The following is a 26,983-nucleotide window of genomic DNA, read 5'->3' as shown; positions in this document are numbered from 1 at the left end:
ACTGCGCACCGCAGGGTTACTGAACCTGTCCGCCGCCCTGGTCGATTCCACCCATCTCCGCGCACCCGAAGGGGCCCACACCGGGCCGGGCAGACCCTTCGACCACGTCGCGGAGCTGCGACTGGGCAGTGATGCCCAGTTTGGGGAACACACGGTAGAGGTGGGAGCCGACCGTGCGCGGTGAGAGGAAGAGCTTTTCGCCGATCTCACGGTTCGTCAGGCCGTGGGCGGCGAGCTGAACGATCTGCTGCTGCTGAGGGCTGAGTTCGGTGAAGGCACTGGGCACCACGCTGTCGGCGGCCTCGATGCCGGCGGCTCGCAGTTCTGCCTTCGTCCGCTCGATCCATGACTGCGTGCCGAGTCGTTGGAAGATGACGAGTGCCGCGGTCAGCAGCGGCCGGGCTTCGTCTGCGAGCAGGGCGCGGCCTCGGTCGAGCAGTGCGGTAATCCGTGCCGACATGGCCGTACCCAGGCGCCGAGTCGATCGCTCCAGCAGTTCGGCGGCGTCCTTTGCCTTCCTCGGCGGACGGCTGCAGCAGCGAGTTCGGCCAGGACGGTGTGCGAGACGTCGCAATGGACGGGCTCGCCGTCGTCGGTGAAAGCGGAGCGGAATTGAACATAGGCGGTGGCGTAGTCGCCCTGGGCCGCGGCTGCTAGGCCAATGGCACGGCGTACGAAGACCGCGACGGAGCGGCTTTCCAGAGGGTCGGCCAGGATCAGTGCCTGCTCGGCGCGGTGTCGGACGTCGGCCGGCTCGCCAAGCAGTGCGAGCGCCGTCACATCGAGCGCATGAGCACACGCCTCGTCAAAGGTCTTGGCGGCCAAGGCGGTCTGGTCCGGGATCCAGGCCACGATGGCGAGCGCGGTCAGAGTGCCGGCGTCGTCTTTCGCCTCGGCGATGAGTGCGGGCAGCGCCGGGGCGAGAGGCTGGCGGTGGAGTCCGGCATGGCGGAGAGCAGGTTCTCGATCTGTTGTTGCCGGGATTCCTCCCCCGAGCTACGACGGGATGCGGAGTTCCACGAGCACCGTGAGCGGTTCAGCCAGTCTCAACGCGCGTCCTGGTGGTAGTCCGACGGACGGGTGCGGAGCTTGGCGGCGATGCGGGCCAGCGCCCGCCGGTCGGCCTTACTGAGCGGGTCGAGCACGAGCTCCCGCACCGCGCGCAGGTGCACCGGCGCGGCGGCGACGAGGAGTTCGTAACCGCTGCTGGTGAGGGTGGCGAGTGTGTAGCGGCCGTCCGCCGGGTCGGGTGAGCGCGTCACCAAGCCCCGCTGTTCGAGCCGTTTGACGACGTTCGACAGCCGGGACAGCGAGCCGTTGGTCAGGTAGGCCAGCTCGCTCATGCGGATCACGCGCCCCGGTGCTTCGGAGATCTGGCTCAGCGTCATGTACTCGAACAGCGTCAGGCCGGACTCCTGGTGCAGGGGCGCTTCCAAGCGGCCCGGCATCAGCAGCGCCATCGAGATGAGGCCGGTCCACGCTTCCTTCTCGGCGGCGTCGAGCCAGCGCGGCTCCGTCGAAGCGTCTCGGTCGGCTTCCCGTTCTGAGGACACCGGGACACCCTACCGGGACCGATTTGACTTCACCCTTGAAGTCACTGCATCATGGGATGACTTCAAGGGTGAAGTCATCCCAACTTACGGTCTGAGGAGTGCGCAGTCATGACGGTTTCCCTGATCAACCCCGACGGACACGTCCAGGTGCCGCTCTACCACCACGTGGCCGTGGCAACCGGCAGCAAGCAGATCCACGTCGCCGGCCAGGTCGCCTGGGACGGCAACGGCGAGCTGGTCGCGCCCGGCGACTTGGCAGGACAGGTCGCGCAGGTGTACCGCAACGTCGCGAAGTCACTGGCGGCGGCAGGGGCGACGTTCGACGACGTCGTCCGCTTCACCTGGTACGCGGCCGGCTGGAAGCGGAAGATGTACGACGCGTTCCTCGCCGGCGCCGAGCAGGCAGCGACGGAACTGGGCATCACGGCGACCCCGCCTACGGCGCTGATCGGCGTCGAGATCCTCTTCGAGCCGGGCATCCTGGTCGAGGCCGAGGTCACTGCGGTCGTCGACTGACCACAAGCGGCACGCCAGCAACCACCAGCGCCACAGGGCTCCCCGGCATTCGTACTCCATCACCGTCTCCACCTGGTGGGCGGCCACACCGGGGAACCGTTCGACCAGCCACAGCACGACGTCCAGCCCCGAGGTGATGCCGCCGCTGATCGGCTCGCCGTCGTCGGCCACGCGTGCGTTGATCACCGTCGCGTTCCGGGCGGCGAGGTTCGCCTTCGCGGCGTGGTGCGTGGTCGTGTTGCGGACACGGGTGATCTCTGCGGCGGACAGCACCATGACGCCGGTGCAGATGCCGACCGGCAGGACCGGCGCGGCGGCCAGCCGGCGCAGGAAGTCCTCGTCCGCGAGGACCTTCCGCACGCCGGACCCGTCGTCGCGGTTGTAACCGCCGCCCGACACCACGACGACGCCTGCGTCACCGAGCGACCAGACGTTCTCGACGTCGAACCTGGTGCCGCGCGCACGTGACCCCGGCGGGCTCCTCCGTCGTCATCAGGCTCGTCCGGACACCGCCGCCGGAAACCCTCCCCGCGATTCCAGCACCTCGCCCGGTGCGATGCAGTCCTGTTCCCTCAACGCCTTCGGACACCACGACCTGGCCTCACAACGGACGTCTTTCCTGGTGTTCTTTCCAGCACGGCGGTACGGTCGATCCACGTGGACCGTGATCTCGAGCCGTCTGCTCGGTCACACAATCGCTGCCGCTCGGGTTTCCGGGAACTGGGCGAGGTTCGCCCGACCGCCTTCCCATGAAGCGGACAACGTCAACGGCTTCCAGACCCAGTGCGGTGACAGGAACGTATGGCTGAATCAGCGCAGGTACCTGATCCTCAAGCACTCCTCCGGAGGACCGATCATCGACCCGAACCAGCCGGACATGTTCGCGACCGGTGGGATGAGTGCTCTTCCTGTTCGGATGTCACGGCACGCACGCCAGACCTGGCTCATCGAAGACCACGTCCCCGAAGTCCTCCAACACAAGCGCATCGGCCACAAGTTCCGCAGCGTCATGGGCGTCTACTTCCACGTCACCCGACCCATGATCGACACCATGCTCGAAGCACTGCAGCTCAGGTGGGAGCAATATGGGAGCAGAATGGTGTGAACTCTTCGGAGCAGCATTTGAGGTCAAGATCGCGTGCTCCCATTTTGCTCCCATACGCGATCAACGACCCGCAGACGATGACCGTCTACGAGCCGTTGACCTGGTAGAACTCTCTCGGAGTTCCGCCCGCAGGTCACGAGATGCGCGGACGAGCAGGATGAGAGCACGGAAAAATCTCGCGACAACCGTCGACACACAGGTTAGGGTACCGACCAACACTGGCGAGATGCGCACTGACAAAAGGGTCAACCCAAGGGACTTGCACCCGGGAGGGAGTGTGGACGTTGAGTTGGGTTCTCATGGCGTATAATATTTCGGACGACGCCTTCGTGTCACAGGTGGAGCTACCCGCAGAGATCGATTCAGCCACCGTCAAGTCTCTCGTTGGAGACTATCCGAACCTCAAGGGGGATTCATTTCCTGTCGTCGGGGAAAGTCTCAGCCGATTGATGAACATGTCTGCGGAAGGTCTGGACCCGACGAGGTTCGATTACTTCATCGAATTCCGATGACAGCGACCGAGCGGACAGCGGTCGGCAGGGGTGGCAACCATCGAGACCCGACAGAAGGGCACCGTGCTCCGCAGGAGCGTCCCGCGCGCGCCATTCGATTGGATCGAGCGTGCAGCAGCTTGAGAGCCTCTTGGTCCGTTCCGGTCAGCCGCTCGACGGAGAGCGTCACGACCGAGGCCGCCGACTGCGGATAGGTCGGGGGACGACCCTCGGCCAACAGATCTTTCGCGTGCGTCTCCAGCTCGCTGATGTAGTCGCTGGCTGGTATCCCGGTCTCACTGATGAACCCCGCCGCCTGCGCCACGGCCAAGGGCGGGTCGCTGACGGCCGCAGCGATGCGGTCCGCGTCGGAATCGCTCAAAGCAGGGTTGTGGCTTTTCAAAAGAGAGATTGACTCTCCACGGGAGAACACGTCCACGTCAATCACCGACCCAATTGTGCTCCATCGAGTGTCCCTGGAGGTGATGAGTACCCGGCCCGGTCCGGCCGGAATGAGCTCGTGGGCCAAGTCGGGACCCGGTACGTCGTCCAAGACCACGAGCCAACGAACATGGCCTTGCAGCCAGTTGCGAGCCTCGGCGGCACCACGATTGGCCATGTAGTGCTCGGACGTGACGCCCAGTTCGACGGCCAGCGCCGCGATCTGGTCAACAGCCGACGCAGGTTCCTCCGCGTCGACCCACCAGACGACATCCAACTGATCAGCGTGTCGGTGGGCGTACTCGACGGCAAGACTGGTCTTACCTACTCCGCCGATTCCGTGCAACACAGCGATGGACGGAGTCATACCCGTCTGCAATGTTAGCCGCAGGGTACTCAAGGCCTCTTCTCGGCCAGTGAACGAGGCATTCCGGGTGGGCACCCGCCATGCCCTGGGCATCCGCTGCGATCTCGGCAAGGCGCTGTGCCCGGCATCATCGCGCATGGCCTGCCGCTGCCGCACGGCGTGCTGGTGGAGGTCCAGCCACCACGAGAGCGGACGCTGCTGGTAGCCATTGGCACTGCTGGCACGCGGTTGGAGACATTCGACCAGGAAGCGCACGATGGCAGGATCGGCAGGCACCGCCTTGCCGAGGAACCAGTCGCTCAACCGCTTGCCGCTGATTTTCAGCGGTGGCTGAAGGGCAGCAGCTCGCCGCGCCAACATGGTGTAGGAGACGGCGACAGTCGCCTGCCGTAGCTCTCCCAGCGCGGTGAACCACTGCTCGGCAGCAGAGGGCGGGCTCTCCGTCATCGCACACCACCGTCCGAGTCCGGACACGATGCGGACCGGACCGGACACTCCACCACCGCCGTTGAGCTGCACACGATCGAACCGTAACCAACACGGCCTCGGCGGACACCCCTCGGACACCTGAAAACCGAAGGACACCACCCACACGAACGGTCAGGGAGTCCTCGATGTCCACCGCCCTCGCACTGATACACGACGGAGCCCTCGCCGCAGGTATCAGCACGGTGCTCTACACAGTCACCGTTACCACCGCCACCCTCACCGCACTGTTCGCCCCCACTCCACAACAACGATGCGACGCCCGCTCCGTGCTCACCATCCTGCTCCGCAACCGCATGGCCGAGGACCAGCAAGTGGACAAGTGATGAGGAATCCGAACATCCAGCGACGATCGTCCACGACCATGCACCCCTAGTTGTTGCGGGTCATGACGTTGATGACGGCTGGTAGGGCCTGAGACGGGGGACGGGTCTTTCGGCGGCAGGATGAGAAGTGCGACCAACACATCCGCCGAGCGGAAAGACCCGTCCGTGCCCCACCGTAACGCCCCGCTGTCCGTCGAAGGCCGCCACCGCCTGGTCCAACGCTGCCGCACCCGCCCGATCAACCATGTCGCGGCCGAGTTGGGCATCTCCCGGCAGTGCGCCTCCAAGTGGGTCAACCGCCCTCGCCGCTTCGGCGAGGCCGGCCTGGCCGACCGCCCCAGCACTCCGCACCGGCAGCCCACCGCCACCCCGGCGAGGTGGTGGTCCGGATCGAGCGGCTGCGTCGGGACCGCAAATGGCCGGCCCGCCGCATCGCCCTGGAACTCACCGCAGAAGGCGTGGCCGTGTCGGTGCGCACGGTCGGCCGGCACCTGGCCCTGTGCCTGCCGACAACTCCATCCATGCAGGTAGAGGACGTACAAGCCCAAGAGACGTCAAGCGCTCACGGGGACGGCTGCCATCCGCCGTAACGTCGACCAGCGCGGCACGATGACCGGCTGTGCTGCTCCGACTGGCCTACCTCGGCGTGACCAACGCCTTCGCATTGCTGCGCGTGCTGCCTTTTAGCGATCGGGACAAGGACGTGGAGATCCTGGTGCTGCGGCACCACATCACGATCCTGGAACGCGAACCGGGCAATGGCCGTCCGCGGTTCTCCCCCAGCGACCGGGCGCTCCTCGCAGCATTGCTGCACCGACTTCCCGTCGCCACGCTTCGTCGGCTCCGACTGCTGGTCCGTCCAGAGACGGTGCTGCGGTGGCACCGCGACCTCATCGCACGCCGCCACGCAGCCAAATCCCGCCCCAAACGGCCCGGCCGACCACGAACCATCCGCTCGATCCGACTCTTGGTGCTGCGCCTGACACGAGAACCCCACCTGGGGCTACCGCCGCATCCACGGCGAACTCCTCGTGCTCGGCATCACGATCGCCGCATCCACCGTCTGGCAGATCCTCAAAGACGCCGGAATCGACCCGGCACCCGAACGCACCACGACGACCTGGTCGGCCTTCCTCCACTCGCAGGCCAGCGCCCTGCTGGCCTGCGACTTCTTCGAGACCACCACCCTGAACGGCACCCGCCTGTACGTACTCGCGGTCATCGAGCACGCCAGCCGCCGGATCCGCATCCTGGGTGCCACCACCCACCCGACCGCCTCCTGGGTCACCCAGGCCGCCAGGAACCTCGTCATGGACCTCGAAGACGAGGGCCGACACGTGCGGTTCCTGATCCGCGACCGGGACGGGAAGTTCCCAGCCCTGTTCGACGACGTCCTCGCCGACGCGGACATCCAGGTCGTCCTCAGCGGAGTCCGCATCCCGCGGATGAACGCGATCATGGAACGCTGGATCCGCAGCTGCCGCCACGAACTCCTCGACCGAACCCTCATCCGGAACCAACAGCACCTACTCCACGCACTACGCCACTACGAGCACTTCTACAACACCCACCGACCCCACCAAGGCATCGCCAACGCCCGACCATTGCAGCCGCTGCCACAACCGGCCACCGATCAAGCAACCATCACCCACCTCGACATCCGCCGACGACCGCGACTGGGCGGAATCCTCAACGAGTACCACCACGCCGCCTGACCAGCACGGACGACATTTTCGGCAAGCACAGGGTCGAAGACCGGCTCTGGGAGTTGATCGAACCCCTGATCCCGTCCCGACCAGCGCCGCGCGGTCCGGGTGGGCGGCCCCGGATCGATGACCGCGCCGCGCTAGAGGGGATCTTGTTCGTGCTCGACACCGGCTGCCGCTGGCGAGACCTACCCGAGCAGCTCGGATGCGGTTTCCGGGGCACACCGCGTGGCGGCGGTTACGTGAGTGGCAGGACGCTGGTGTGTGGGACCGGCTGCACCAGCTCGTGCTCGACGAGCTGTCCAACATCGACGAACTCGACTGCACCAGAGGCTGCATCGACGCGGTGTCGGTGCGGTCGAAAAGAGGGGCGAGCTGACCGGCCGCAGCCCCACTGACCGGGGTAAAGCCGGCTCCAAGTACCACGTTCTGTGCGACGCGAACGGGCTACCGCTGCACATCATGTTGTCGGCGGCAAACACCCACGACAGCATGCTGTTCGAGCCGCTGCCGGACACGAACCCGACCGTGCGTGGCCACCACGGGCGGGCCGGCCACGATGCCGACCGGACAAGTTGCACGCCGACAAGGGCTACGACTACCGCCGCTGCCGCCGCTACATGACCCGCCGCGGTATCAAGGTCCGTATCGCCCGGCGCGGGATTGAGGGCAAGTCCCGCCTCGGCCGGGTCCGCTGGGTCGTCGAACGCACCATCTCCTGGCTGCTGCGGTTCAAACGCCTCGGGCTGCGCTACGACCGGACCGAACGCACCACGCCGGCGCTACCCACGCCGGCCCGCACCGTGATCAACGTCCGCCGGCTCATAAAGATCGAGCTCTGCGACCAGGTCTAACGCATCCATTCACTCGTTGGGGACACATCGGTGGCTCTGTGTCGTTGGGTGGGGTGACTGGTGAGCTTCTGAGCGCGGAGCAGGTCCTCGGGTCGGCACGGGGCCTCGTCACCACGAGGGAGATCGATCTCCTGGAGGAGGCTGCAGCCGCGTTGCTGACGGCACCATCGACGGGGATGAACGAGCACTCTCGTCGGGAAGTGATCAGCCATCGGTGGGGCCGCCTCTTCAGAGGCGTTCGATGCGGTCGGCCTGCGGGCCCCGGTCGCTCTGACGCACCGCGTACCGGACCCGGTCACCCTTCTGCAGCGGCTCCGACCCCATGATCACGGACACGTGGGCGAAGAGATCGTCGCCGCCTGCGTCCGGGGTGATGAAGCCGAAGCCGCGGTCGCCGTCGTAGCGCGCGACGACGCCCTCGCCGCCTCGTACGGGCACGTCCCGCGCGGCCGGCCCTGCGGCCGCGGCAGGTGCCGACCGCCGCGGCGCCGTCTGGGGCTCGGCGCTCCGGACCAGGTGCACGTCGCGGGCCTGCGGGCCCTTGTCCCCACTAGCCACCTCGTAGGCGACGCGGTCGCCCTCCGCGAGCCACGTCAGCCCCTCGGCCAGGGCCTGGGCGTGAACGAAGATGTCCCCGGCGCCGGAGTCGGGGTTGATGAAACCGAAGCCCTTGTCCTCGTCGTACCAGGCCACCGTGCCGTCGGCACCGTCCGAGATACCAGCCGCAGCGGGTGAGCCGGCCCCTGCTCCCAGCGGGATCACGTGCCCGGCCTGCGGGCCGCGCTCGCCTTCGACGATCAGGAATGCCACCCGCTGCCCCTCGGTGACCACGCCGCCGGTCACGATGGCGGAGCTGTGCACGAAGATGTCGGCGCCGCCGCCGTCCGGCGACGCGAAGCCGTACCCCTTGCCCGGCTCGTACCAGTTGACGGTGCCGAGCAGGCCCACGGCGCTGCCGGTGGCCGCATCGGCGGTGACACGAACGCGCAGCGCCTGGGGCCCGCGGTCGTTCTCGCCGACCTCGAACACCACGGCCTGACCCTCGCGGAGCACTTTCGCGCCGCCGTCCTCGACGATCTCGGAGGCGTGCACGAACACGTCCGGCGAGCCGTCCTCGGGCGCGAGGAAGCCGAAACCACGTTCGGCGTCGAACCAACGGACGGTCCCTTGCGGCATCAAAGGCTCCAGGTCGAGAGGGCGGGCACTGGCCCCCAGTCTCTCTGACGGACTTCCGGTCCGTCGGGCCGGGCCCACGGGCGGGCGGTACGGAGCCAGGGGCAGGCCGTTGGTTCACCTAGCGACACGCCGAGTTTTGAGACCAGGTCTACATACAGAGCCCGCAAGATCGACTGTGGTCACCCAACGAACAGCCAACGGACCAGCTCGGCCCTCACCGTCTTCAGCCGCGAGCAAGCGATCAAGACCGAGCTTCGGTCGATCACGTAACTAATCAGGACCGCCCACGACGCCGCGGCCCTGCGGTTCACTGGCTCGTCAGCGTGACCCGCTCCTCCCAGACGGCCGCTGCGCTAGGAACACCTGCTCCGACCCGCCGGGTACCTGCGCAGCGTCTGGTGCCGTGTACACGATCCATGAGAACACCAGCCAGGACCTTCCGGACAACGCGCCGCACGCGTCGACCACGGCCAGGAAGAACACCCGAATGGAGGATACGATTCGCTTTAGCCAACGCGACCCCATTTCGCCCCGCGCAAACCGATCCTCCCAAAATCCTCCCAAACGCACGGTTACCGACCAGTACAGACCACTGTGGACAGTCGACTCAAGATCGAAATGAGTGCGCGAAAAAGCCCGCTGAACTGGGCTTTCATCCAGATCGAGCGGGCTTCTTCAGACCGTCGGGACGACAGGATTTGGACCTGCGACCCCTTGACCCCCAGGTAGTGCGGTCGCGGTCGGTATCGGTCAAGAGCAAAAGTTGTTCTGCGCATGTCCCTTCGGGCCCGTTTTTGCGGAGTTCAGGGGTGTCCAGGGTGCGGCGTCGGAGTCCGCGTCCGTTGCACTCCCGGAGGTCCGCGTGGACTACCCCTACGGTGATCGCCTGTTCGCCATTACCTCTTCATCTTCGGTGTCCGGCGACGTGTCCGAACCGGTGGCACCGCAGTCGGAGACCTCGCCCGAGACCGAGGTCGTCGCGGCCCCGGCCAGGCTGTTGCACACCCCCGCCGAGGCCGCCCGGCTGTTGGCGGTGCGGCAGTCGTGGCTGCGTCGGATGGCGGGACGGCGCGAGATCGCGTGCACGTTCGTGGGCAAGCACCTGCGGTTCTCCGACGCGGACCTGCGTTCCATCGTCCAACGGGGATCCCGACCCGCCCGAGGGGACCGCGCGACCGGGCACGAAAACCACGACCCGCATCTACGGCGCAGGGTGGCCTGAACACATTTCGGTTGCTCTCCAACGGATATGGAGCGTCACTGTCCGTCCGCCGTCGTCCACGACGGCGGACGGACACACCGAGGAAGAGGAGTACGTGATGGGCTGGGTGGAGAAACGCGGTGACGGGTTCCGGGTGCGCTACCGGTTGCCGGACGGATCCCTGTTCACCGAGAACGGCTTCGACACACGCGAAGAAGCGGAGAACCGGATCCGGGACGTGGAGTCCGACCAGCGACGCGGAAAGTTCGTCGACCCCCGGCTGGCGCAGACCCGGTTCGGCGACTGGGTGCGCGAATGGGTCCAGGCCCACGACGTCAGCGCCGTCACCTGGGCCACCTACGACTCGCACCTGCGCAACCACATCCTGCCCCGCTTCGCCGACCCCGAACTGGGCGACATCACCCGGATGACGATCAAGGTCTGGGCCAAGCAGCTACGACGCGAGCTCAGCGAACGCAGCGTCGACGACGTGGTCAACCTCCTGTCGCGGATCATGGGCGAAGCCGTCGACGAGGAACTGATCGGCGCCAACCCCTGCCGCAAACTCCGCCTCGCCACCGGTGACCAACCCGAACGACCCCACGCCACCGCCGCCCAGATCGCCGGCCTGGCCGACCGCGTGTCCCCCGGCAACGCCGCCCTGATCGTCACAGCCGCCTACACCGGCATGCGCTGGGGTGAACTGACCGGCCTGCAATGGACACGGGTCGACACGGCCAACCGGGAGATCCGCATCGACGGCAAAGACGGTGCCCTGCACGAGGTCGGCGGCAAACTCACCCTCGGACCGCCCAAGACGCCCGCCAGCGTCCGCACCGTCCATCTACCCCGGTTCCTGGCCGACCTGCTCGACGACCACCACGACCGCCACCCCACCGCCCGCTTCGTCTTCACCGGAGGCGACGGGGCACTACACCGACGTTCCAACTTCCGCCGCCGCGTCTGGCTACCCGCGCTCCGCGGCGACACCGCCACCGGCCGACCGCGGATCAACCCCGACATGCACTTCCACGACCTGCGCCACACCCACAAGACCTGGCTCATCGAGGACGGCGTCCCCGAAGTCCTCCAGCACAAACGCATCGGCCACAAGTTCCACGGGGTCATGGGTGTCTACTCCCACGTCACCCGACCCATGATCGATGCCATGCTCGCCGGACTCCAATACCGCTGGGAGCAAACACGGGAGCAAACGGGAAGCACGAACCCGTGACTACCTTCGCAAATATGGAGGTGGTCAAGATCATCCGCTCCCACATTGCTCCCCGCAACGATCAACGGCCCGCAGACAAAGATCGCCTACGAGCCGTTGACCTGGTAAAACACACTGTGGGCGATACAGGGATCGAACCTGTGACCTCTTCGGTGTGAACGAAGCGCTCTCCCGCTGAGCTAATCGCCCGTATTCGTTTGTTCCCCCGCTCTCGCGGTGTGCTCATACCTTACAACATCAACCCTTGGATCCAAAAATCGGGCTCTGCAACCACGGCCAGTCGAGCCCGAACCAGCCTCCGACCAGCGCGAACGCCCCGAGCAGCCAGCACGTCACGGCGACCACGAGGGCGGTGGCGGCCAGGACGAGCGCCTTCACGAGGAGGTTCTGGCGCTTGAGCCACTCGACCCACGCGTCGTAGTACCGCTTCGCGAACCGCAGCACGCGGCCCGCCCACTCGAACTCCGTCGCCAGGATCGCCAACCCGGCGAACACCACCAGCCAACCCGGCCCGGGGTACGGGATCATCAGGATCCCGCCGACCAGCACCAGGCCGCCGACGACGCCCACCCCGATGCGGTAGGTCAGGTTCAGCGCAGGGTTGCGGCGGAACCGGTGGCGGTGGCCGCTCGGCTCGGTCTGCTCGTCGCGCTTCTCAGCGGTCATCGGCACATCATCGCTCACGCGTTGCCCACCTGACCCGAGGCCAGCACATCGGACGGCTTGGCAGGTGCAACTTGGCCGGGCTCCAGGGAAATCGCGAACACCTTGTGCTGGTGCGCGTTGCTCGTCCAGCTCAGGAACTGCATGTTCGCGCCCGACTTCACGCTGAACGTGGCCAGCGCGACCGGCTCCGGCGTGCTCTTGCCCCACATCACGTAGGTCTGGTCGGTCGCGTTCGGCGCGAGCTTCAGCTCCATCACGGCGGCCTCGGCATCGGCGGACAGCACGGTCGCGATCGGATCACCGGACGGCGAGCGCAGCACGGCCCGGTTCGTTCGCGGGTTCGCCGCGAGTTCCAGGGCCTTGGACAGCTCCTGGTTCTGCTGCTGCTGCGCCGCGATCTGGGCGTCCAGCTGGCTGTACCGCACTCCCGCGACACCGACCGCAGCCAGCGCCACGACCACCGCGGCCGCCGCGAGCAACCGACGTCCGATGCCGGTTTTGCGCCGCTCGTCCAGCCGGACCGGCGCGGGCGGCGTCGACGGAACCGAAGGCGTCGACGGAACCGAAGGTGCCGACCGAACCGACGGGGCCGACGGGGCCGACGGACGGCCCGGTGCGACGTGCTCCTGCGGTGTGTGCTCGATCTCGGCCATCAGACGCGACTTCAGGCGGGCCGGCGGTTCGTACTGGCGCACCGAACCACCTAGCGCGGCGGTCACCTCTTCGGTGGCCCGAACCGTTCGCCGGCACCGCGCGCAGCCCGGCAGGTGGGCGCGCAGCCGCGCCTCCTCGTCCGGTTCGAGCGAGTGCATCGCCCAACCGACCGCGAGCTCCTCCTGAGGGCACTCGTCCCTCTGCTCCCCGGTCACCGATGTGCTCCCGTCGTCTCGCCGCCGGTCTCCCCGGCCCATACCGATCGCAGCGAGGTCCGCAGCCTGCGGATCGCGGCGAACGTGCGCGACTTGACCGTCCCCAGGGGTATTCCGGTCAGGGCCGCGACTTCTATCTGCGTGTAGCCGCCCAGGTAGGCCAAGGCGATCACCTGCCGCTGGTCCTCGGGAAGCCGTTTGAGTGCCTCCCGTACCTCGGCGCCCACGACGCCGGTCAGCGCCGCGTGGTCCGCACCGTCCGCGGGCGGCACGTTGCGTTCGGACGCCTCGTCGGTCAGCGGCACGTTTCGTCGACGCTGCGTGTTCTCCCGACGCACGGCGTCCACCGCGCGGTGGTGCACCACGGTCATCAACCACGTGCCGAAGCCACCCCGTGCCCGGTCGTAGCCGGCGGGATTGCGCCACAGCGCGAGGAACGCCTCTTGGACGACGTCCTCCGCCAGGTCCGGATCGACGCATATTCGCCTCGCGAGCGAATAGGCCGGCCGGGCATAGCGGTCGTACAGTTCTCCGAACGCACCCCGGTCACCGGCGGAAACCCGCTCGACCAGCGACGCGTCGGAAGGACGCCCGTCAGGCTCGGGTCGGGGCGCCGGAGCGGGTGAGTCAGCCACCAGAGTTGTCCTCACGTCCAACATTCGCGCAACAGCCGGTACCGGGTTCAGGTTAAACCCAGCAAGATGTGGGGCGGCACGGGTTGGGTGGACACGGAACGCAGCGAGATGGTAGCCCAGAGGAGTTACATGACCCCGAACGGGTGACAAATGCCTCGATGTCGAGCGTTCCTCGCCACATATACGTCACAAGTGGAGAGCTCGGTCGTTTCCTTGACCGGGAAGGGAGAAGAGGGTAACGACGATGCGCAATGACCACGTGACGCTCCGCTCAACAGCGGTCTTCGACCTGCTGGCACCCAGGACCCCGGCTGTCCCGGTGCAGGTGGAGCTTCGTTATGACACGAAAGATCCCTACGCAGTAGTGGCCGCGTTCCGCACAGGACGTGCCGGCTGGGTCGAATGGGTGTACGCCCGCGACCTGCTGGCCGACGGCCTGATCGCCGACGCGGGAGACGGCGACGTCCGGATCCGCCCGGCCGCTGACGACCCCGAGGTCGTCGTGATCGAACTGAGTTCACCGTCCGGCCACGCCATGTTCGAGGCGTCGGCCCAAGAGTTGGCCGACTTCCTGGACCGCACGTACGACGTGGTGGTGCCCGGCAACGAGCACCTGTGGGTCGACGTGGACGAGGCCCTGACCCACCTGATCTCCAACGATCTGACCTGAAAGCGCAGGTGACAGGCCCCGCGAGGGGCTGCGGGGACCCCCGATTTGATCCAACGGCGGGGGATGTAATAAAGTTCCTCTCGCACCGGGGAAGACGGAACGGAAAGCCCCAAAGGGCCGGAAGTCCGGAAAATCACGGGGCATGCGGATGTAGCGCAGTTGGTAGCGCATCACCTTGCCAAGGTGAGGGTCGCGAGTTCGAGTCTCGTCATCCGCTCGGCAGAGGGCCCCTTGGGCTCAGGCCAGAAGTCCTGGTGCTAGCCTTCAGGAATCATGGCGGAGTGGCCGAGTGGCTTAGGCAAGGGCCTGCAAAGCCCTGTACACGGGTTCGATTCCCGTCTCCGCCTCGGACGATTAGCTCAGCGGGAGAGCACTACCTTGACACGGTAGGGGTCACAGGTTCAATCCCTGTATCGTCCACCAACGAAGTACGCAGCTCAGAAGCCCGGTCCTCGATCTTGAGGCCGGGCTTCTTGCGTGTGGTGCAAGATCAAAGGCGATGAGAAGGCGATGGCTCCGCCGACGGTAGTGCTCGCGCCTCCTCCACCGTGGCCGCCAGGTGGGGGAACCATCCGATGATTCGGGCCCGCTCGTCCCGAGAGAGCGCGAGCAGCGCGGCTGCCCACCGCCGTTCAAGCGCGTCGTCGATCTGCTCCAGCATGACCTCTGTCACATGGCCGTAGGTTCGGGCGATGCCCTTCATCTTCTGACCGAGCCGGGCCGTCGAGCAACCACCGTGATGCCGTCCTCGGCCATCCAAGTCGCATGCGTGTGACGTGCTTCACGGAAGGTGAACAGGAAGGATCGGTGGAGTGTGATCGGCGGCCAGCCGAGGCGTCGCCGCGCGTGTTCGGGGGCGACGGCGACCTGTATCAGGCCGTCCGCTTCGAGTGGCCGCAGCGCCCGGGGGATCGCCGGGTCGGACACCGACAGCGCTTGCGCCAAGCGGTGCTGCCTCGCCGATTCGATCTCCTCCAGCGTACCCAACAGCCGCATCTGGCTGTGGGTCATGCTGCTGGGCGGGGCGTCGTCGAACCGCACCGCCCAGCAGCATGACCACGCGGCGCAACAGGTCTGTGAGTCCGTCATCCGCGGCACCGTCCTAACCTCCGGTGTGACCGCCGGCCGGCGACCGTCGCGCCCGGCAGCGTCGCGTACGACCGCCCCGAACCACGGCCGAGGTAGAGACGGCTGCGGGTGGAGGTGTGTGCCGCCGCTCCGGCGCGTGGGGGCGCTGAGAGGGGCGGACATGGCTTCCCCGTCGTCCGTCCGCGCCGACGGTCACGACGGTCGCAGACGAGGTCACGCTCGCTACATGCACGCAGAGCGACAGCGTCCCGCGGTGCTGGGGGCCACGACCCAGGCCGCCGCGGCGTCACCCGCCCGGCTTCCGGCGGTGCTCGCCCTGCAGCGCTCGGCCGGCAACCGCGCGGTGACCGCGGCCGTGCAGCGCTACCGCGAGGCGGTGGTCCAGAGCGACCCCGTCGCGGCCGAGGCGCGCAGCAAGTCGGTGAGGTCGAAGGCGAACTTCGCGGTCGTCTACGTGGCCGATGCCGGCTCCGCGGACACCACCAGAAATTTCGCCAGGTGGAGCAGCTACGGCGAACCCGGGGGGAGCGGGCACGCCGAGCGGCTCGCCGTCGCCGCGGCCACCACCGCCGGGTACGGGGCCGCCGGTGGCACCGGCCCGGCGGCACCCGACGAACTCGACCGTCCACGCATCCTGTCCCTCTACACCGAACTGGCCCCGTGCGGCGCCTGTAAGGACTGGCTTCACGCCAATCTGCACGAGAACGTCACCGTGTCGTGGACGGCCCACTACCTCCAGCCAAACTCGCTGGCCGGCTTTTCGGCGCGCCTGTGGGACGCCCGCAACGCCTCGCTCCAGTGGCTGGACAAGTTCAGTGGCCAAGCCGCGACCTACGGTCTGACTGAGGTCTGGACGGCCGTCCGCGATCATATCGTCGACACGCGGATCGACGGCGCCACCGCGACCGGACAGGGCACCGAGGAAGCCGTCCGCAAGTGGGTCGAGGACACCCGGGCCGAGTGGGCGGATGCTGTCCTTGGCCTGGAAAAAAGGATCATCAGGGCACAGCGGCTTGCCGGGCGCGGGGCGGCCGCGATCCCGGGCACCATCCCCGGCCCCCGAACAGGCCATCCGCCCCTGGCCGCGCCCGCACCGCACCCACCCACACCCGGGCCCTACCTGCCCACCACCACGCCGCACCCACCCACACCCGGCCCGGCGACCAGCGCACGCCCCGGTGCGTCCGTCACCACCACGACCACCACGACCACATCGGCCGGCCGAACCACCACACCCGCCTCGCTAGGCCGTGCCGCGACCGCGGAGAAGAGCCGGAAGACGGTCACCACGGAGGTGGTCACCCGCCCCCACGGGACCACCACGACCACAACCACGACCACGACCAAAGAACCGAACGGCAGGACCACCACGCACGTCACCACGGTGCGACCCACGCCCCCAGCGAAGAATATCGCCAAGCGCCGGAGTACCGGCCGGTCACAGCCGCCCAGAGCGCCCAGAGCGCCCAAGGAAACCTGCCCTCAATGCCAGCAGAAGGTCGACTACGACCAACGTGGCCTGGCACGGCACAAAATCCCGAAAGGTCAAAGCCGCGCTGGCCAGGACTGCAAGGGAGGTAAAAGCAGCCGAACCCTCGATTTCCAGTAGCGGAGCATCCTTTCACCGACCACCGGAAACACCACCTCCCACACCACGTCGTCCGGGTGCTGCGCGGCGGCCCCTGCCAGCCCCGACAGCACGTCCCGCAACCCGCCATAACGTCCTCGGTCGCTCTCGTTCCACCAGCCGACCGGTACGCATGTCGATCCGGTGCACCAACTCGCCGGTGGAACCTTCGAATAGAGCTGGAAGATCAGTGAGCCCAGCGCGATCCAGCGGGCGCTGGACCGCGCTGTGATGACCCGAGACACATCGGCTGTCCGGTCGGGCTCGACGGCGATGCGTCCGCGTGGGCCTTCAGCAGACGCCCGGACCACCTTCGCCCGTATGGCGGCGTTCACGATCGTGGAGAACGTTGCGAATTACGACGCCATCGACAGCTCGGCATGCTCGTCGTGCAACTTCGGGTCCGCGAACGGCATCACCGCGTCGCACGGATGGACCCAAATGTTCCGCCGGATCAGAGCTTTTGCTCACTCCCCCTCCTCGGCGGCCCGCTCGGACGGAACCTCGCTCTACTCCCTCTGGTGCCGTCGGGAGGCTTGTTTCTGGCTCGTCAACCTCTGGACGCTGCGGCTTGCCCGCGTGCTCGGTGAGCTGCAGGATCGCGCCGAAGCACTGCGGGAGAACCGGTTGTGCTTCCGGACCGGCGGTAAGGCAACACGCCGGCTCATCCTGCCCCGCCGGGGAATGCTCGGAGGGTGATGCGCGGAGCAGGGCGATTCTGTAGCGGTCACTCGATGGGATGAGGATGCCGGGGTGGCGGCCGGTCCTGGGTATCCGAGGGCACCAACTCGTTGACAAGGAGAGTGCGGTGAACGGTAAAAGCAGCTTCGCCATGGCGGGAACAGTTGTGACTCTGACAACGGCGCTGTGCCTTGGTTCCGCGCCCTTTCACGCGGTCGCCGACGACCTGCGCGACCAGGCCCTCGCGGAACACAACACCGCGAGGGCGCGGCACGGCGCTGCGGCCTTGACTTGGAACGATGCCCTGACTGCCTCCACCACGGAGTACGCGAAGCAGTGCAAGTTCGCCCACTCCGACCACCAGGGCCAGTACGGCGAGAACCTCTATGCGAGCGAGAACCCCGACACGAGCGTCCGCGACGCCACCGACGCCTGGATGGCGGAGGCAGCCGGCTACGACTACGACCAGCCGCGCTTCTCCCCCGAGACCGGGCACTTCACGCAGATGGTCTGGAAGGCCACCACCTCGGTGACAGTGGCCGTCGTGAACTGCCCTGCCGGCACCATCTTCTCCCAGCCGTCGGTGTACGTCGTCGCCCGGTACGCCCCGCAGGGGAACATCGCCGGGCAGTTTGCGGAGAACGTCGGCCGACCCTCCTGACCGTCCGTTTCGCCGTCGTCGGCAACAGTGGCGGCGGCGGACAACGTTGGCTGGCCGCGTCGGCAGTACCGAGGCATCTATGGCTAGCTGCAAGGTGAAGCCATCGCGCCGCGTTCGGCCAGTGCGGGCAGCCCCAGGTGGGTGCGGGTGTTTTCGTTGAAATTGTCCAAGAATCCGTGCAGGGCTTCCTCTAGGTGGTCGAGCGAGCGGACCGCGTACAGGGCCGGCTGGTAGCCCGCCGCCCGATAGGACTGGCTGGCGATGGCAGTGAGGTCCCACGGGCGGATTTCGGCGCGGCTGAGCTGTCGGAGTTCGCCCCACGACGACAACAGCGCCGCGCCGTATGCCTTGATCTCATCACGTTCGGTGGTGACGCCGTACTCGAGGCTGAACCAGTAGATGCGGCTGAGCAGGTCGAGGGCGTCGTCGGTGTCCACCTGGGCGGCGGCGCGTCCGAACATCCGGTACAGCGCGGCGAACCGTGGGGAACTCAGGTGCGTGCCGTGCCCGAACACGTCGTGCAGCACATCTGGTTCCGGGGTGTAGAGCGGTACCGCGGGGTGACGGACGTACTGGACCGCGTGGAAGTAGCCGCGCGCCATCGAGCCCAGGAACCTCTTGTTCGGCACCAGCCCGCCGGCCAGGGTGAAGCGGAACCCGGTCAACTCGTGCAGGCGGTCGCCGACTTCGGCGTGCTGCGGGACGTGGTCGGCGGGGATCGGTGCCACCTTGCGGGCTTCGAGCACCTCCCGGCACACCGTGTCCCGGTGAACTTCCGACAGCGCGGCGTGCACACACCGCCACGTCTCATGCTCCTGCTCGGTGTAGCGGACCGACGGCGAGGGCTCACCCACTCGGTGGCCGTCCGCGAGTGCGACGAGCGCATCTCGCCGCCGGACGTAGTGGGCATCGCGAAAGCCCGGGTGCTGCTCCGCGTCACCCAGCCGCCCGTCCGGACCCACGGGGGCCAGCCCCTGCCGGATCATGGTGTCGGTGTCCATGTCCGCTACCTACCCGGGCAGGTCACCGTCACGCGGGTGTCTGAACAGAGGAACCCGATCGAGCTACAACCACACGAACCGATGGGACGGTCGGCGACGCGTGCACTCAGCGCGCTGCGGTCGTCTGCGGTGAATGAATAGCGCTGTCGACGTTCGCACGGGCTTGGAGTGGGTACATCTGATGCACCGGCACGCCCCGCACGCCGCACAGCGATCCGTGACAACCGTCGAGCAGGTCGCGCGTCGTCGGGGCCCCGTGCCCGGCTGCCGTTCGAGGAGAGGAGTCCTTCGTGACGACGATCGAGAAGTCTGTCGACGTGCGGGTCCCGGTCACGACCGCGTACAACCAGTGGACCCAGTTCGAGTCGTTCCCGGGGTTCATGGAGGGCGTCGAGAAGATCGACCAGCTCGACGCCACCCGCACCCACTGGCGAACGAAGATCGGTGGCGTCGTGCGTGAGTTCGACGCCGAGATCACCGAGCAGGTGCCGGACGAGCGGATCGCGTGGCGTTCGGTCGACGGACCCGACCAGGCCGGGGTGGTGACCTTTCACCGCATCGACGACATCACGACGCGCGTGCACTTGCAGATGGACTACGACCCCGAGACGTTGACCGAGAAGGCCGGCACCCTGCTGGGCATCGTCGAAGGGCGCATCAAGGGCGACCTCGACCGGTTCAAGGAGTTCATCGAGAACCGCGGTGACGAGACCGGCGCGTGGCGCGGTGAAGTACCCCGCGCGCCGCAGGCCGGCGAGACCGCTTCCCCTGGGTCACGGGGTGAATCACTGCGCTGACCGCAGATTCCCCGGCGAATCTACGATGGACACTGCGGTGCGGGCAGGTGAGTCGGCCCGCACCGTGCGGTCTGGAGGGGTTGGGGGCCATGTCGACGGCTCCGGCCCATCGTCGTCGGTCGTCATGATCGCCGGTCCTCGCTCGTCCGTGCGAGTTCGCACGGACGTTGCCGAGCAGTGGGGATCCGGATGGCGGAAACGGTCCGCTGCGAGGACCATTCTTCGAAGAACCCGTGCAGTACGGAGGTTCCGGCACTTGGCGCGAAGTGGGTGACGACGTGGACATACGCGAGCAGCCTCCTTTGCCGCCGCCGTTCGCGACCCAGGTGGCGTGGGACGGCGCGGCGGCCGTGGTCCGCGTCCAGGGCGAACTCGACGACAGCACGTCCCCACGACTGCGCGGCCTGCTCGGCGACCTCCGGCAGAAGCAACCCGCGGTCGTCGTCATCGACCTGCGCGAGGTCAGCCTGCTCGCCTCGGCAGGACTGGCGGTACTGATCGCCGTGCACGACCAGTTCCTGCCCGACGCCAAGGTCAAGGTGGTGGCCCCCTCGACCACGCCCGCCATGCGGTCGGTGCTGCTCACCAGCCTGGATCAGCTGCTGGACGTGCACCCCACGGTCGAGGCCGCGCTCACGTCCGATCAGGCCGACCAATCGCCTCCGAAGTGAGCCCGCTGTGCGCGTAGCCGGCCGCATCCTCCTCATCAGGTGCTGAACGGATCGAAGAGACCTTCTGTGAGGTTGCTCATGCGGGGTTCCCTGGCCCATTTCGCTGCGGGGTCCTGCTGCTGGATCGGCGAGGCCGGCGACCGGCACCGTCGGGGTTGATGGCGGCGGCACGACCGGCGGCGCAGGCGTGGGGCGGGCTCGGCCGCGTTGGCCGAGCCCGCCCCGCGCGACCAGACCGACCCGGGCGCTGACTGTTCAACGACACCGCAGCGAGCCCGGCCTGGACCACTCGCGTGGCCCCCTGCCGCGTCCGACAAGTACACGCGGCACCAGTGGTACTACCCCAGCCAGGGCTCCGCACACCCACGACCCCGAACTTCGGCATGCGCTAGGTTGGACGGCCGGCGGGTGTTCAACACAGCAGCACCCCGACCCGCAACTCCCGCCGCCGGCCCACGGTCGTCGTGCGGAGTAACCGCCTGCCGAGGGGTGAAAGCAGATGACACAGCACACGGATGCCGCCGTTCCGGGACTGGCCGCCGAGCTGGCCGAGATGACCCGGCTGGTCGAGGACGACGAACACCAGACCGTCGCGGGCCGGTTCGCCGACCACCTCGTCCGCACCGTTCCCGGCTGCGACCTGGCCTTCCTCGCCATCACCGGCGACGACGGCTTCGAGATCGCCGTGACCACCGGCCAAGCGCCACTCACCCCCCTGTCGAAAGACGGCGCGGCGGGCGACGGCGTGGTGCACGACGACCCGATCCGCGAGGTGCTCCGCTACCGCGAACCCCGCCGGCTGGGCGACACGGCCGAGGACCGCCGGTGGCCGCTGTTCGCCTCCCGGCTGGCCCTGCACGGCTACCGCAGCTGCCTGGTGCTGCCGCTGCCCACCGAACGCTCCCCGACCGCCGCCCTGACACTGTTGTCCCGCGAGGCCCACCGGTTCAACGACCACTCCTACGACGTCATCCTCTTGATCGCGCTGCACGCCGGCGTCGCCCTCGACAACATCGACCTGGTCCACCACAGCAGACAAATGGTGCGCCACCTCACCACCGCGCTCGACACGCGCCACACCATCGGCCTGGCCCAGGGCCTGCTCATGCGCCACTTCTCCTGTGACACCGACGGCGGCTTCACGTTGTTGCGCACGGCGTCGCAGCACACCAACCGCAAGCTTCGTGACGTCGCCACCGACCTGGTGGAAGCGCACGAACGAGGCGAACTCGCCAAGGCGCTGGCCCTCCACCGCCTCACCGGGGACGGGGCACCGAAACCAGACGGCGTGCCGACCTGACCGCACGTAGCTCCAGGGCGCTCCCTCGTTGCGGCGAGGAGGAGACTGCTGGTGAACAACACGGTCGGACCGGTCAAGGTGACCACCGTGCTCGACGCCTGCTCGCCCTTGCCGACTTCGGCAATCGCGATCGCTTTCCCCTCGACGTGCTTACCGCCGAGACGAACACACCGTGGATCCGCAGGGGTGTAACGGTATGGTCCCGGTGACGATCAGCTGTTTGTGAGCGCTGCCGGGCAGCAAGTCACAAGGCACCTGACAGCGTCGGCGCGCGAGACATCTCCTTGCGGGTTCCAGTTCGAGTGCAAGGTGGTTCTGGTGTGACGACCGACCGCGGTGACGACGTCCGGCGGATGCGCAGGGGTTTGGGCGCTCGTGTTGTGCGGGTCGCGCGTCGCACCGGTGATGGGTTGCGGCGGTTGACGCCGGCGGGTGTCGTAGCGTTGCTGTGCGCCGGCGCGTTCGGGCCTGTCCTGGCGGTTCCGGGGCTGCTGGGAGTCGGGGTCCTGGCGGGTGCCGGTATCGGCGTGCTGGGTTCCGTGGGGGCCAACGTCCTGACCGATGTGCTGCTGCGGACGATCCGGCGCGCGCAGGAGCGCGGGAACGCCGAGCCGGAGCAGATCGAGGACGACCTCTCCCTGGTGATCGAGGAACTGCTCCTCGCGGGCGATGCGCAGGCCGCCGAGCTGAAGTCCGAGATCGCCGCCCTCCTGAAGGAGCTCGACGGTCCACGGGCGGCGCTGGAGGCGGCGCTCGACAGCGGCGACCCGGAAGTCCAGGCACAGCTGGTGGAAGCGCTCGGCCGCCTGGGGACCGAGTTCGGGGAGTTCGGCTACGTGCTGGCCGACGTGCGGACCGCCGCCCTCGCGATCCAGGAAAGCCTGCTGCGCCAGGACATGGAGCACCGCGCCGATCGGGAGCGGGCACAGAACCAGTCGTTACAGTTGCGGTTGCTCCGTGACGAGCTCGCCGTCGTCGAGCGCAGGACACGGCGGCAAGCTCCGGACGGCGGGCAGCCGGTCTCGTGGCCCGACGGCGCTCCCTTCCGCGGCCTGTCGCCGTTCGACCAGGAGCACGAGGGCATTTTCTACGGCCGGGAACGCCTGACCGCCGCACTGGTGGGCACAGCGAGTCACAGGCTGGCCGGACCGGGCCTGGTGGTGGTCACCGGCGCGTCCGGTGCCGGCAAGTCTTCGCTCTTGCGCGCCGGGTTCATCCCGTCGGTGGCACGGGGATCGCTCGCCACCGGGTCGGAGTCGTGGCCCAGAGTGGTGATGACGCCGACGCCCAAGCCGCTGGAGGAGTTCGCCACGCGGCTGGCCGCGCTGACCGGTGGCCCGCCCTCGGCGATCCGCGACGCGCTGACCAAGGACCCCGGACAAGCGCATCTCGTGGCACGTCAGGCGGTGCTGGCGGCACAAGCCTTATCCGTCGATCTGTTGCCGGCACGGCTGATCGTCGTGGTCGACCAGTTCGAGGAGGTCTTCACCCTGGCGGCGGCGGTCGAGCGCGAGCGGTTCCTCGACGTCATCCGGAACCTCGTGGCCACGCCCGCCGGCAAGGACGGCAGCATGGCCGCGCTGGTGGTCCTCGGCGTGCGTGGCGACTTCTGGGACCGGTGCACCGCAGCGCCGCAGCTGTCCGAGTTCCTGAGCGACGCCCAGTTCACGGTGGGACCGATGAGCGAGCCCGACCTCCGGCGGGCGATCACCGGTCCGGCGACGGCCGCGGGTCTGGTGCTGGACTCCCTGCTGCCCGAGACGGTGTTGGCCGATCTGCGGTCGCTGACCGGCCCCGCGGTGTTCGACGTCGGGTCGCTGCCGCTGTTGTCCCAGGCGATGCTGCTGACCTGGAACCAACGCGAGGACAACCGGCTGACCCTGCGCGGCTACGGTCTCAGCGGCGGTGTCGAGCACGCCGTCTCGACCGGCGCGGAAGCGGCCTTCGCCACGCTGACCGGTCCGCAGCAGGGCACCGCGGCCATCGTCTTCCGCCGGCTGACAACGATCTCCGCGGATGGGCAGATCCTGTCCCGCCGCACGGAGAAGGCCGGTCTGTACGCGCTGGTCCCCCAGCAGCGGGCACCGGACCTCACGGCGGTGCTGGACGCCTTCGCCGAACAGCGGCTGCTCATCCTCAGCGCCGACAACGTGGAGATCGCACACGAGACCCTGCTTCGCGCGTGGCCCCGGCTGCACGAGTGGACGGCCGGCGATCAGACCGACCGCCTGATCCTCGACCGCCTGATCGGCGCGGCCGCCAGGTGGCGGGCCGCCGGCCGGGACGAGTCGCTCCTGCCGCGCGGCGGCGAGTTGTCGGTGCTGAGCGAAGCCGTCGGCCGCTGGGACGACGAACCCGCCGGCTACCCGGACGTCGTCGTCGCCCCCGAGAGCAGGGCATTCCTCACGGCGGCCTCGCGCGCCGCGGTCCGTGCCGCACGGGTCCGCCGGCTCCTCGCCGCCGTGGTGCTCGTCCTGCTGGCCTCGACCAGCGTTGTCGCGGTCATCGCGCGCCGCAACGCCACCGAGGCGGACCGGCAGCACGACCTCGCGCTGTCCCGGCAACTCGTCGCCCAGAGCGAACTGCTGCTGACCACCGATCCGCTACTGGCACAACGACTCGCGAGGACCGCCTGGCACATCTCGCCGGACGCGGCCACCCGATTCGCGATGCTCCAGGCTCTGAGCACGCGGGCACGAGCGGTGCTGACCGGCCACTCCGACTACGTGCTCGGCGTCGTGTTCAGCCCGGACAACCGGGTGATGGCCACCGCGAGCAAGGACCAGACCGTTCGGCTGTGGGACGTCGCGACCAGGACCCCTCTGGGCGCGCCGCTGACCGGGCACACCGGGCCGGTGGTCGGCGTGGCGTTCAGCCCCGACGGGTCGACGTTGGCCGGCGTCGGCGACGACAAGACCCTGCGCCTGTGGGACGTCGCCACCCGCGACCCGGTCGGACCGCCGCTCCAGCACGACAGTGGCCTGAACCAGGTCGCCTTCAGCCCCGATGGTCGGCTGTTGGCCACGGCCGCCGACAACGGTCAGGTCCGGCTGTGGGACGCCGTGACCCGCACGCCCATCGGTGGACCACTCGGGCTGGAGACGCACGTGCCGGTGTTCGGCCTCGCGTTCAGCCCGGACAGCCGGATTCTCGCCACCGGGAACAACGATGGTGAGCTGAGGACGTGGGACACCGGCACCCGCGACGAGATCGGCGACCCGATCCAGGCCCACTCGCAGCAGTTCCTGACCGACGTGGCGTTCAGTCCCGATGGCAACACCGTGATCACCGCCGGGAACGACGCGTCGGCGAAGCTCTGGGACGTCGAAACCCGAAGCCTGGTAGGAGATCCCCTGCTGGGGCACAGCGGTCCGGTCTACGGTGCGCGGTTCAGCTTCGACGGCCGCACTCTCGCGACGACGGGAGCCGACGGCACCGTCCGGCTGTGGGACGCCCGCGACCACCGACCGATCGGCCATCCCCTGGTCGGGCACGTCGGTGGGGTCGCCCGCGTCGCGTTCAGCCCCGACAACAGGAGCCTGGCCAGCGTCGGGTGGGACAACACCGTCCGGCTGTGGAACCCGACCGCCCACCGGCAGAGCGGGCCACCGCTGGTCGACCAGGGCGGCAACCGCCTCGCGGTCGCATCATCTCCCGACGACCACACGGTAGCCATCAGCACGGGAAAGACGCTGCGGCTGTGGGACTCCGCGAACCGCCACTGGGTCGGCGACCCGTTCGTCCACAGTGGACCTGACATCGCCGACGTCGCCTTCGGTGAGGAAGGTCGGCTGCTGGTCACCAGAGCCGACGACGGCACCGTGCGGCTGTCGGACGTGCAGGGGCAGAACCGTTCTCCGGTCGGCCTGAAAGGCGTCACCCTGGCGGTCAGCCCGAAGGGCTACACGGCGGCGGTGGCCACTGAAGACGGCGTGGTGCACGTCCTCGACACGCGGACGAACCAGGTTGTGCCGTACGGCCCCAGCACCTCGGACACCAGTGGAGCCGCGGGCGTGGCGGTGAGCTCCGACGGGCGGACCATGGCCGTCTCTGATCGGGCGGGGATTCACCTGTGGGACCTCGGAACTCGGCAGCGGCTCGGCGACGACATCCCGTCCTTCTCCGTGTACGACATGGCGTTCAGCCCGGACGGGAAGTTCCTCGCGACCGGCGGGGACGGTCAGGTCGTCCAGTTCTGGGATGCCGGAACAGGGGCCCCCGCCGGCGAACCCCTCACCGGTCTCGGCAACAGCCTGCGTTCGGTCTCGTTCAGCCCTGATGGCACAACCGTCGCCACGACGACCTTCGCATCGCTCATCAGTCCGGACCAGCCGTCAGAGCTGCAACTGTGGGATGTGGGCACGCGACGCCGGATCGGTCCTCCGCTCCAAGGCCACCGCAACACCGTGGACGACACGTCGTTCGCCGCCGACGGTGCTCTGCTGGTCAGCGCGAGCAGTGACGGCACGATCCGGCTGTGGGACCCCGCCCAGTACGCGGACCCGGCCAAGACCATCTGCGACCTCGTCGGAACGCCCTCCGAAGACCAGTGGAAGCGGTTCAGCCCGGACGAGCCCCTGCCACAGCCCTGCCCTTGACCCTCCCCAGGCGGGGTGCCACGTCGCTGCGCCCCCTTGCGTCCAGCTCGGCCGAAACCGGACACGCTCGGACCGGCGTCCAGCAGGCACTTCGTCGGTCGCACGGCAGCGCGCATCTTCCTGGGCCGGCGGCCAAGTTCATCGGCGCCCTCAACCGGGTACCAGGGGATGCACAGCGAAAGTCGCCGCGTTGCCGCTCCTCGAACGGGAACGCGAGCGAACCTCAGGGGGAGGGTGTCGGCGTGGTGGAGTCGGTCTGTCC

General features: G+C 68.0%; 27 protein-coding genes, 4 tRNA genes and 3 pseudogenes. 21 read left to right on the top strand and 13 right to left on the bottom strand.

Annotation, left to right across the window (positions count from 1 at the left end; all coding sequences use genetic code 11):
• Positions 1–16: 16 nt before the first annotated feature.
• The 3 genes from BN6_RS47805 to BN6_RS14025 all read right to left on the bottom strand — a co-directional run bounded on the left by BN6_RS47805 (position 17) and on the right by BN6_RS14025 (position 1,553).
• Positions 17–460: a helix-turn-helix transcriptional regulator gene (locus BN6_RS47805; protein ID WP_015100306.1), complete on the bottom strand. Its 444-nt coding sequence runs from the start codon at positions 458–460 to the stop codon at positions 17–19.
• Positions 388–852 carry a hypothetical protein gene (locus BN6_RS47800; RefSeq protein WP_197540269.1) on the bottom strand — a complete coding sequence of 155 codons (465 nt, stop codon included), beginning with the start codon at positions 850–852 and terminating at the stop codon, positions 388–390. Before BN6_RS47800 ends, BN6_RS47805 begins: the two co-directional genes overlap by 73 nt.
• 194 nt (positions 853–1,046) lie before the next feature.
• Positions 1,047–1,553 carry a MarR family winged helix-turn-helix transcriptional regulator gene (locus BN6_RS14025; RefSeq protein WP_015100305.1) on the bottom strand — a complete coding sequence of 169 codons (507 nt, stop codon included), beginning with the start codon at positions 1,551–1,553 and terminating at the stop codon, positions 1,047–1,049.
• A 108-nt stretch (positions 1,554–1,661) separates the two neighbouring features.
• Between BN6_RS14025 and BN6_RS14020 the strand changes: the two genes are divergently transcribed.
• Complete coding sequence (locus tag BN6_RS14020) at positions 1,662–2,069, top strand: RidA family protein (RefSeq protein WP_015100304.1); 408 nt, start codon at positions 1,662–1,664, stop codon at positions 2,067–2,069.
• A gap of 207 nt (positions 2,070–2,276) precedes the next feature.
• On the opposite strand, the pseudogene BN6_RS50195 reads toward BN6_RS14020, so the two are convergent.
• Positions 2,277–2,468: pseudogene (locus tag BN6_RS50195) on the bottom strand (DJ-1/PfpI family protein); the annotation flags it as partial.
• A 265-nt stretch (positions 2,469–2,733) separates the two neighbouring features.
• Here BN6_RS50195 and BN6_RS44875 point away from each other — a divergent pair.
• Complete coding sequence (locus tag BN6_RS44875) at positions 2,734–3,174, top strand: hypothetical protein (RefSeq protein ID WP_051075555.1); 441 nt, start codon at positions 2,734–2,736, stop codon at positions 3,172–3,174.
• A gap of 495 nt (positions 3,175–3,669) precedes the next feature.
• Here BN6_RS44875 and BN6_RS41870 read toward each other — a convergent pair whose 3' ends face one another.
• A complete protein-coding gene (locus BN6_RS41870; protein WP_015100300.1) occupies positions 3,670–4,920 on the bottom strand; it encodes an NB-ARC domain-containing protein in 1,251 nt (416 codons plus the stop codon).
• 167 nt (positions 4,921–5,087) lie between these two features.
• Between BN6_RS41870 and BN6_RS14000 the strand changes: the two genes are divergently transcribed.
• The 6 genes and pseudogenes from BN6_RS14000 (at position 5,088) to BN6_RS49985 (ending at position 7,845) form a co-directional block, all read left to right on the top strand.
• Positions 5,088–5,285, top strand: coding sequence for a hypothetical protein (locus tag BN6_RS14000; RefSeq protein WP_015100299.1), 198 nt, complete (start codon positions 5,088–5,090; stop codon positions 5,283–5,285).
• A gap of 165 nt (positions 5,286–5,450) precedes the next feature.
• A pseudogene (locus BN6_RS43645) lies at positions 5,451–5,779 on the top strand (helix-turn-helix domain-containing protein); the annotation flags it as partial.
• A 537-nt stretch (positions 5,780–6,316) separates the two neighbouring features.
• Complete coding sequence (locus tag BN6_RS47795) at positions 6,317–7,000, top strand: integrase core domain-containing protein (RefSeq protein ID WP_015100297.1); 684 nt, start codon at positions 6,317–6,319, stop codon at positions 6,998–7,000.
• A gap of 53 nt (positions 7,001–7,053) precedes the next feature.
• Positions 7,054–7,137, top strand: a pseudogene (locus BN6_RS49995) (IS5/IS1182 family transposase); the annotation flags it as partial.
• Between the two features lie 59 nt (positions 7,138–7,196).
• The gene (locus BN6_RS49990) at positions 7,197–7,370 is read left to right on the top strand and encodes a transposase (protein WP_015100296.1); all 174 of its coding nucleotides are present in this window, start codon (positions 7,197–7,199) and stop codon (positions 7,368–7,370) included.
• 52 nt (positions 7,371–7,422) lie between these two features.
• A complete protein-coding gene (locus tag BN6_RS49985; protein WP_015100295.1) occupies positions 7,423–7,845 on the top strand; it encodes a transposase in 423 nt (140 codons plus the stop codon).
• Positions 7,846–8,073: 228 nt separating this feature from the next.
• On the opposite strand, the gene BN6_RS50190 is transcribed toward BN6_RS49985, so the two are convergent.
• Positions 8,074–9,021: a cold-shock protein gene (locus BN6_RS50190; protein WP_015100294.1), complete on the bottom strand. Its 948-nt coding sequence runs from the start codon at positions 9,019–9,021 to the stop codon at positions 8,074–8,076.
• 862 nt (positions 9,022–9,883) lie between these two features.
• Here BN6_RS50190 and BN6_RS47790 point away from each other — a divergent pair.
• Positions 9,884–10,243: a helix-turn-helix domain-containing protein gene (locus tag BN6_RS47790; protein ID WP_197540268.1), complete on the top strand. Its 360-nt coding sequence runs from the start codon at positions 9,884–9,886 to the stop codon at positions 10,241–10,243.
• Between the two features lie 217 nt (positions 10,244–10,460).
• Complete coding sequence (locus tag BN6_RS13970; protein ID WP_231905281.1) at positions 10,461–11,456, top strand: tyrosine-type recombinase/integrase; 996 nt, start codon at positions 10,461–10,463, stop codon at positions 11,454–11,456.
• A gap of 117 nt (positions 11,457–11,573) precedes the next feature.
• Here the strand turns inward: BN6_RS13970 and BN6_RS13965 are convergent.
• The 4 genes from BN6_RS13965 to BN6_RS13950 form a co-directional block, all read right to left on the bottom strand.
• Positions 11,574–11,645: transfer RNA gene (locus tag BN6_RS13965), tRNA-Val, on the bottom strand.
• Positions 11,646–11,693: 48 nt separating this feature from the next.
• Positions 11,694–12,122, bottom strand: a complete 429-nt coding sequence (locus BN6_RS13960) for a TIGR02611 family protein (RefSeq protein WP_051075554.1) — start codon at positions 12,120–12,122, stop codon at positions 11,694–11,696.
• 14 nt (positions 12,123–12,136) lie between these two features.
• On the bottom strand, positions 12,137–12,991 hold the full coding sequence (locus BN6_RS13955; protein ID WP_041312755.1) for an anti-sigma factor: 855 nt from the start codon (positions 12,989–12,991) through the stop codon (positions 12,137–12,139).
• Complete coding sequence (locus BN6_RS13950; RefSeq protein WP_015100288.1) at positions 12,988–13,626, bottom strand: RNA polymerase sigma factor; 639 nt, start codon at positions 13,624–13,626, stop codon at positions 12,988–12,990. Before BN6_RS13950 ends, BN6_RS13955 begins: the two co-directional genes overlap by 4 nt.
• Before the next feature lie 244 nt (positions 13,627–13,870).
• Between BN6_RS13950 and BN6_RS13945 the strand changes: the two genes are divergently transcribed.
• The 4 genes from BN6_RS13945 (at position 13,871) to BN6_RS13930 (ending at position 14,719) form a co-directional block, all read left to right on the top strand.
• Positions 13,871–14,296 carry an SsgA family sporulation/cell division regulator gene (locus tag BN6_RS13945; protein WP_015100287.1) on the top strand — a complete coding sequence of 142 codons (426 nt, stop codon included), beginning with the start codon at positions 13,871–13,873 and terminating at the stop codon, positions 14,294–14,296.
• A 144-nt stretch (positions 14,297–14,440) separates the two neighbouring features.
• Positions 14,441–14,513 (top strand) — tRNA-Gly (locus tag BN6_RS13940).
• A gap of 58 nt (positions 14,514–14,571) precedes the next feature.
• A tRNA-Cys gene (locus BN6_RS13935) sits at positions 14,572–14,643 on the top strand.
• A 1-nt stretch (position 14,644) separates the two neighbouring features.
• Positions 14,645–14,719: transfer RNA gene (locus BN6_RS13930), tRNA-Val, on the top strand.
• Positions 14,720–14,786: 67 nt separating this feature from the next.
• On the opposite strand, the gene BN6_RS47785 is transcribed toward BN6_RS13930, so the two are convergent.
• Together BN6_RS47785 and BN6_RS49965 are read right to left on the bottom strand one after the other, a co-directional pair.
• Positions 14,787–14,999 (bottom strand): hypothetical protein, encoded by a 213-nt coding sequence (locus BN6_RS47785; RefSeq protein WP_041312752.1) that lies wholly within the window; start codon positions 14,997–14,999, stop codon positions 14,787–14,789.
• Positions 14,996–15,337: a MarR family transcriptional regulator gene (locus BN6_RS49965; RefSeq protein ID WP_331712636.1), complete on the bottom strand. Its 342-nt coding sequence runs from the start codon at positions 15,335–15,337 to the stop codon at positions 14,996–14,998. Before BN6_RS49965 ends, BN6_RS47785 begins: the two co-directional genes overlap by 4 nt.
• Before the next feature lie 301 nt (positions 15,338–15,638).
• On the opposite strand from BN6_RS49965, the gene BN6_RS45595 reads away from it, so the two are divergent.
• From BN6_RS45595 to BN6_RS13905, 3 genes are all read left to right on the top strand, one after another.
• Positions 15,639–16,994: a hypothetical protein gene (locus BN6_RS45595; RefSeq protein ID WP_148302863.1), complete on the top strand. Its 1,356-nt coding sequence runs from the start codon at positions 15,639–15,641 to the stop codon at positions 16,992–16,994.
• Between the two features lie 339 nt (positions 16,995–17,333).
• Positions 17,334–17,711, top strand: a complete 378-nt coding sequence (locus tag BN6_RS13910) for a hypothetical protein (protein ID WP_041312750.1) — start codon at positions 17,334–17,336, stop codon at positions 17,709–17,711.
• A 109-nt stretch (positions 17,712–17,820) separates the two neighbouring features.
• Positions 17,821–18,354 carry a CAP family protein gene (locus BN6_RS13905; protein WP_158509383.1) on the top strand — a complete coding sequence of 178 codons (534 nt, stop codon included), beginning with the start codon at positions 17,821–17,823 and terminating at the stop codon, positions 18,352–18,354.
• 83 nt (positions 18,355–18,437) lie between these two features.
• Here the strand turns inward: BN6_RS13905 and BN6_RS13900 are convergent, their stop codons facing one another.
• On the bottom strand, positions 18,438–19,355 hold the full coding sequence (locus tag BN6_RS13900; protein ID WP_015100282.1) for a hypothetical protein: 918 nt from the start codon (positions 19,353–19,355) through the stop codon (positions 18,438–18,440).
• Between the two features lie 290 nt (positions 19,356–19,645).
• On the opposite strand from BN6_RS13900, the gene BN6_RS13895 reads away from it, so the two are divergent.
• From BN6_RS13895 to BN6_RS41865, 4 genes are all read left to right on the top strand, one after another.
• Positions 19,646–20,152, top strand: coding sequence for an SRPBCC family protein (locus BN6_RS13895; RefSeq protein ID WP_015100281.1), 507 nt, complete (start codon positions 19,646–19,648; stop codon positions 20,150–20,152).
• Positions 20,153–20,430: 278 nt separating this feature from the next.
• Positions 20,431–20,823: an STAS domain-containing protein gene (locus BN6_RS13890; protein ID WP_015100280.1), complete on the top strand. Its 393-nt coding sequence runs from the start codon at positions 20,431–20,433 to the stop codon at positions 20,821–20,823.
• A 499-nt stretch (positions 20,824–21,322) separates the two neighbouring features.
• Positions 21,323–22,123 (top strand): GAF and ANTAR domain-containing protein, encoded by an 801-nt coding sequence (locus tag BN6_RS13885; protein ID WP_015100279.1) that lies wholly within the window; start codon positions 21,323–21,325, stop codon positions 22,121–22,123.
• 320 nt (positions 22,124–22,443) lie between these two features.
• Positions 22,444–26,721 (top strand): nSTAND1 domain-containing NTPase, encoded by a 4,278-nt coding sequence (locus tag BN6_RS41865; RefSeq protein WP_015100278.1) that lies wholly within the window; start codon positions 22,444–22,446, stop codon positions 26,719–26,721.
• The last annotated feature ends 262 nt before the right edge of the window (positions 26,722–26,983 follow it).

It is taken from the genome of Saccharothrix espanaensis DSM 44229 (genome assembly GCF_000328705.1).
Lineage (GTDB): Bacteria > Actinomycetota > Actinomycetes > Mycobacteriales > Pseudonocardiaceae > Actinosynnema > Actinosynnema espanaense.
Note: the sequence above shows the minus strand (reverse complement) of the source record. Positions and strands in the feature narration are given on the sequence as shown.

Coding starts and splice junctions, on each gene's coding strand:
- BN6_RS47805 (WP_015100306.1), bottom strand. CDS start 460: ATGTCGGCACGGATTACCGCACTGCTCGACCGAGGCCGCGCCCTGCTC.
- BN6_RS14020 (WP_015100304.1), top strand. CDS start 1,662: ATGACGGTTTCCCTGATCAACCCCGACGGACACGTCCAGGTGCCGCTC.
- BN6_RS41870 (WP_015100300.1), bottom strand. CDS start 4,920: ATGACGGAGAGCCCGCCCTCTGCTGCCGAGCAGTGGTTCACCGCGCTG.
- BN6_RS14000 (WP_015100299.1), top strand. CDS start 5,088: ATGTCCACCGCCCTCGCACTGATACACGACGGAGCCCTCGCCGCAGGT.
- BN6_RS49990 (WP_015100296.1), top strand. CDS start 7,197: ATGCGGTTTCCGGGGCACACCGCGTGGCGGCGGTTACGTGAGTGGCAG.
- BN6_RS50190 (WP_015100294.1), bottom strand. CDS start 9,021: ATGCCGCAAGGGACCGTCCGTTGGTTCGACGCCGAACGTGGTTTCGGC.
- BN6_RS13960 (WP_051075554.1), bottom strand. CDS start 12,122: ATGACCGCTGAGAAGCGCGACGAGCAGACCGAGCCGAGCGGCCACCGC.
- BN6_RS13945 (WP_015100287.1), top strand. CDS start 13,871: ATGCGCAATGACCACGTGACGCTCCGCTCAACAGCGGTCTTCGACCTG.
- BN6_RS47785 (WP_041312752.1), bottom strand. CDS start 14,999: ATGAAGGGCATCGCCCGAACCTACGGCCATGTGACAGAGGTCATGCTG.
- BN6_RS13910 (WP_041312750.1), top strand. CDS start 17,334: ATGGCGGCGTTCACGATCGTGGAGAACGTTGCGAATTACGACGCCATC.
- BN6_RS13900 (WP_015100282.1), bottom strand. CDS start 19,355: ATGGACACCGACACCATGATCCGGCAGGGGCTGGCCCCCGTGGGTCCG.
- BN6_RS13885 (WP_015100279.1), top strand. CDS start 21,323: ATGACACAGCACACGGATGCCGCCGTTCCGGGACTGGCCGCCGAGCTG.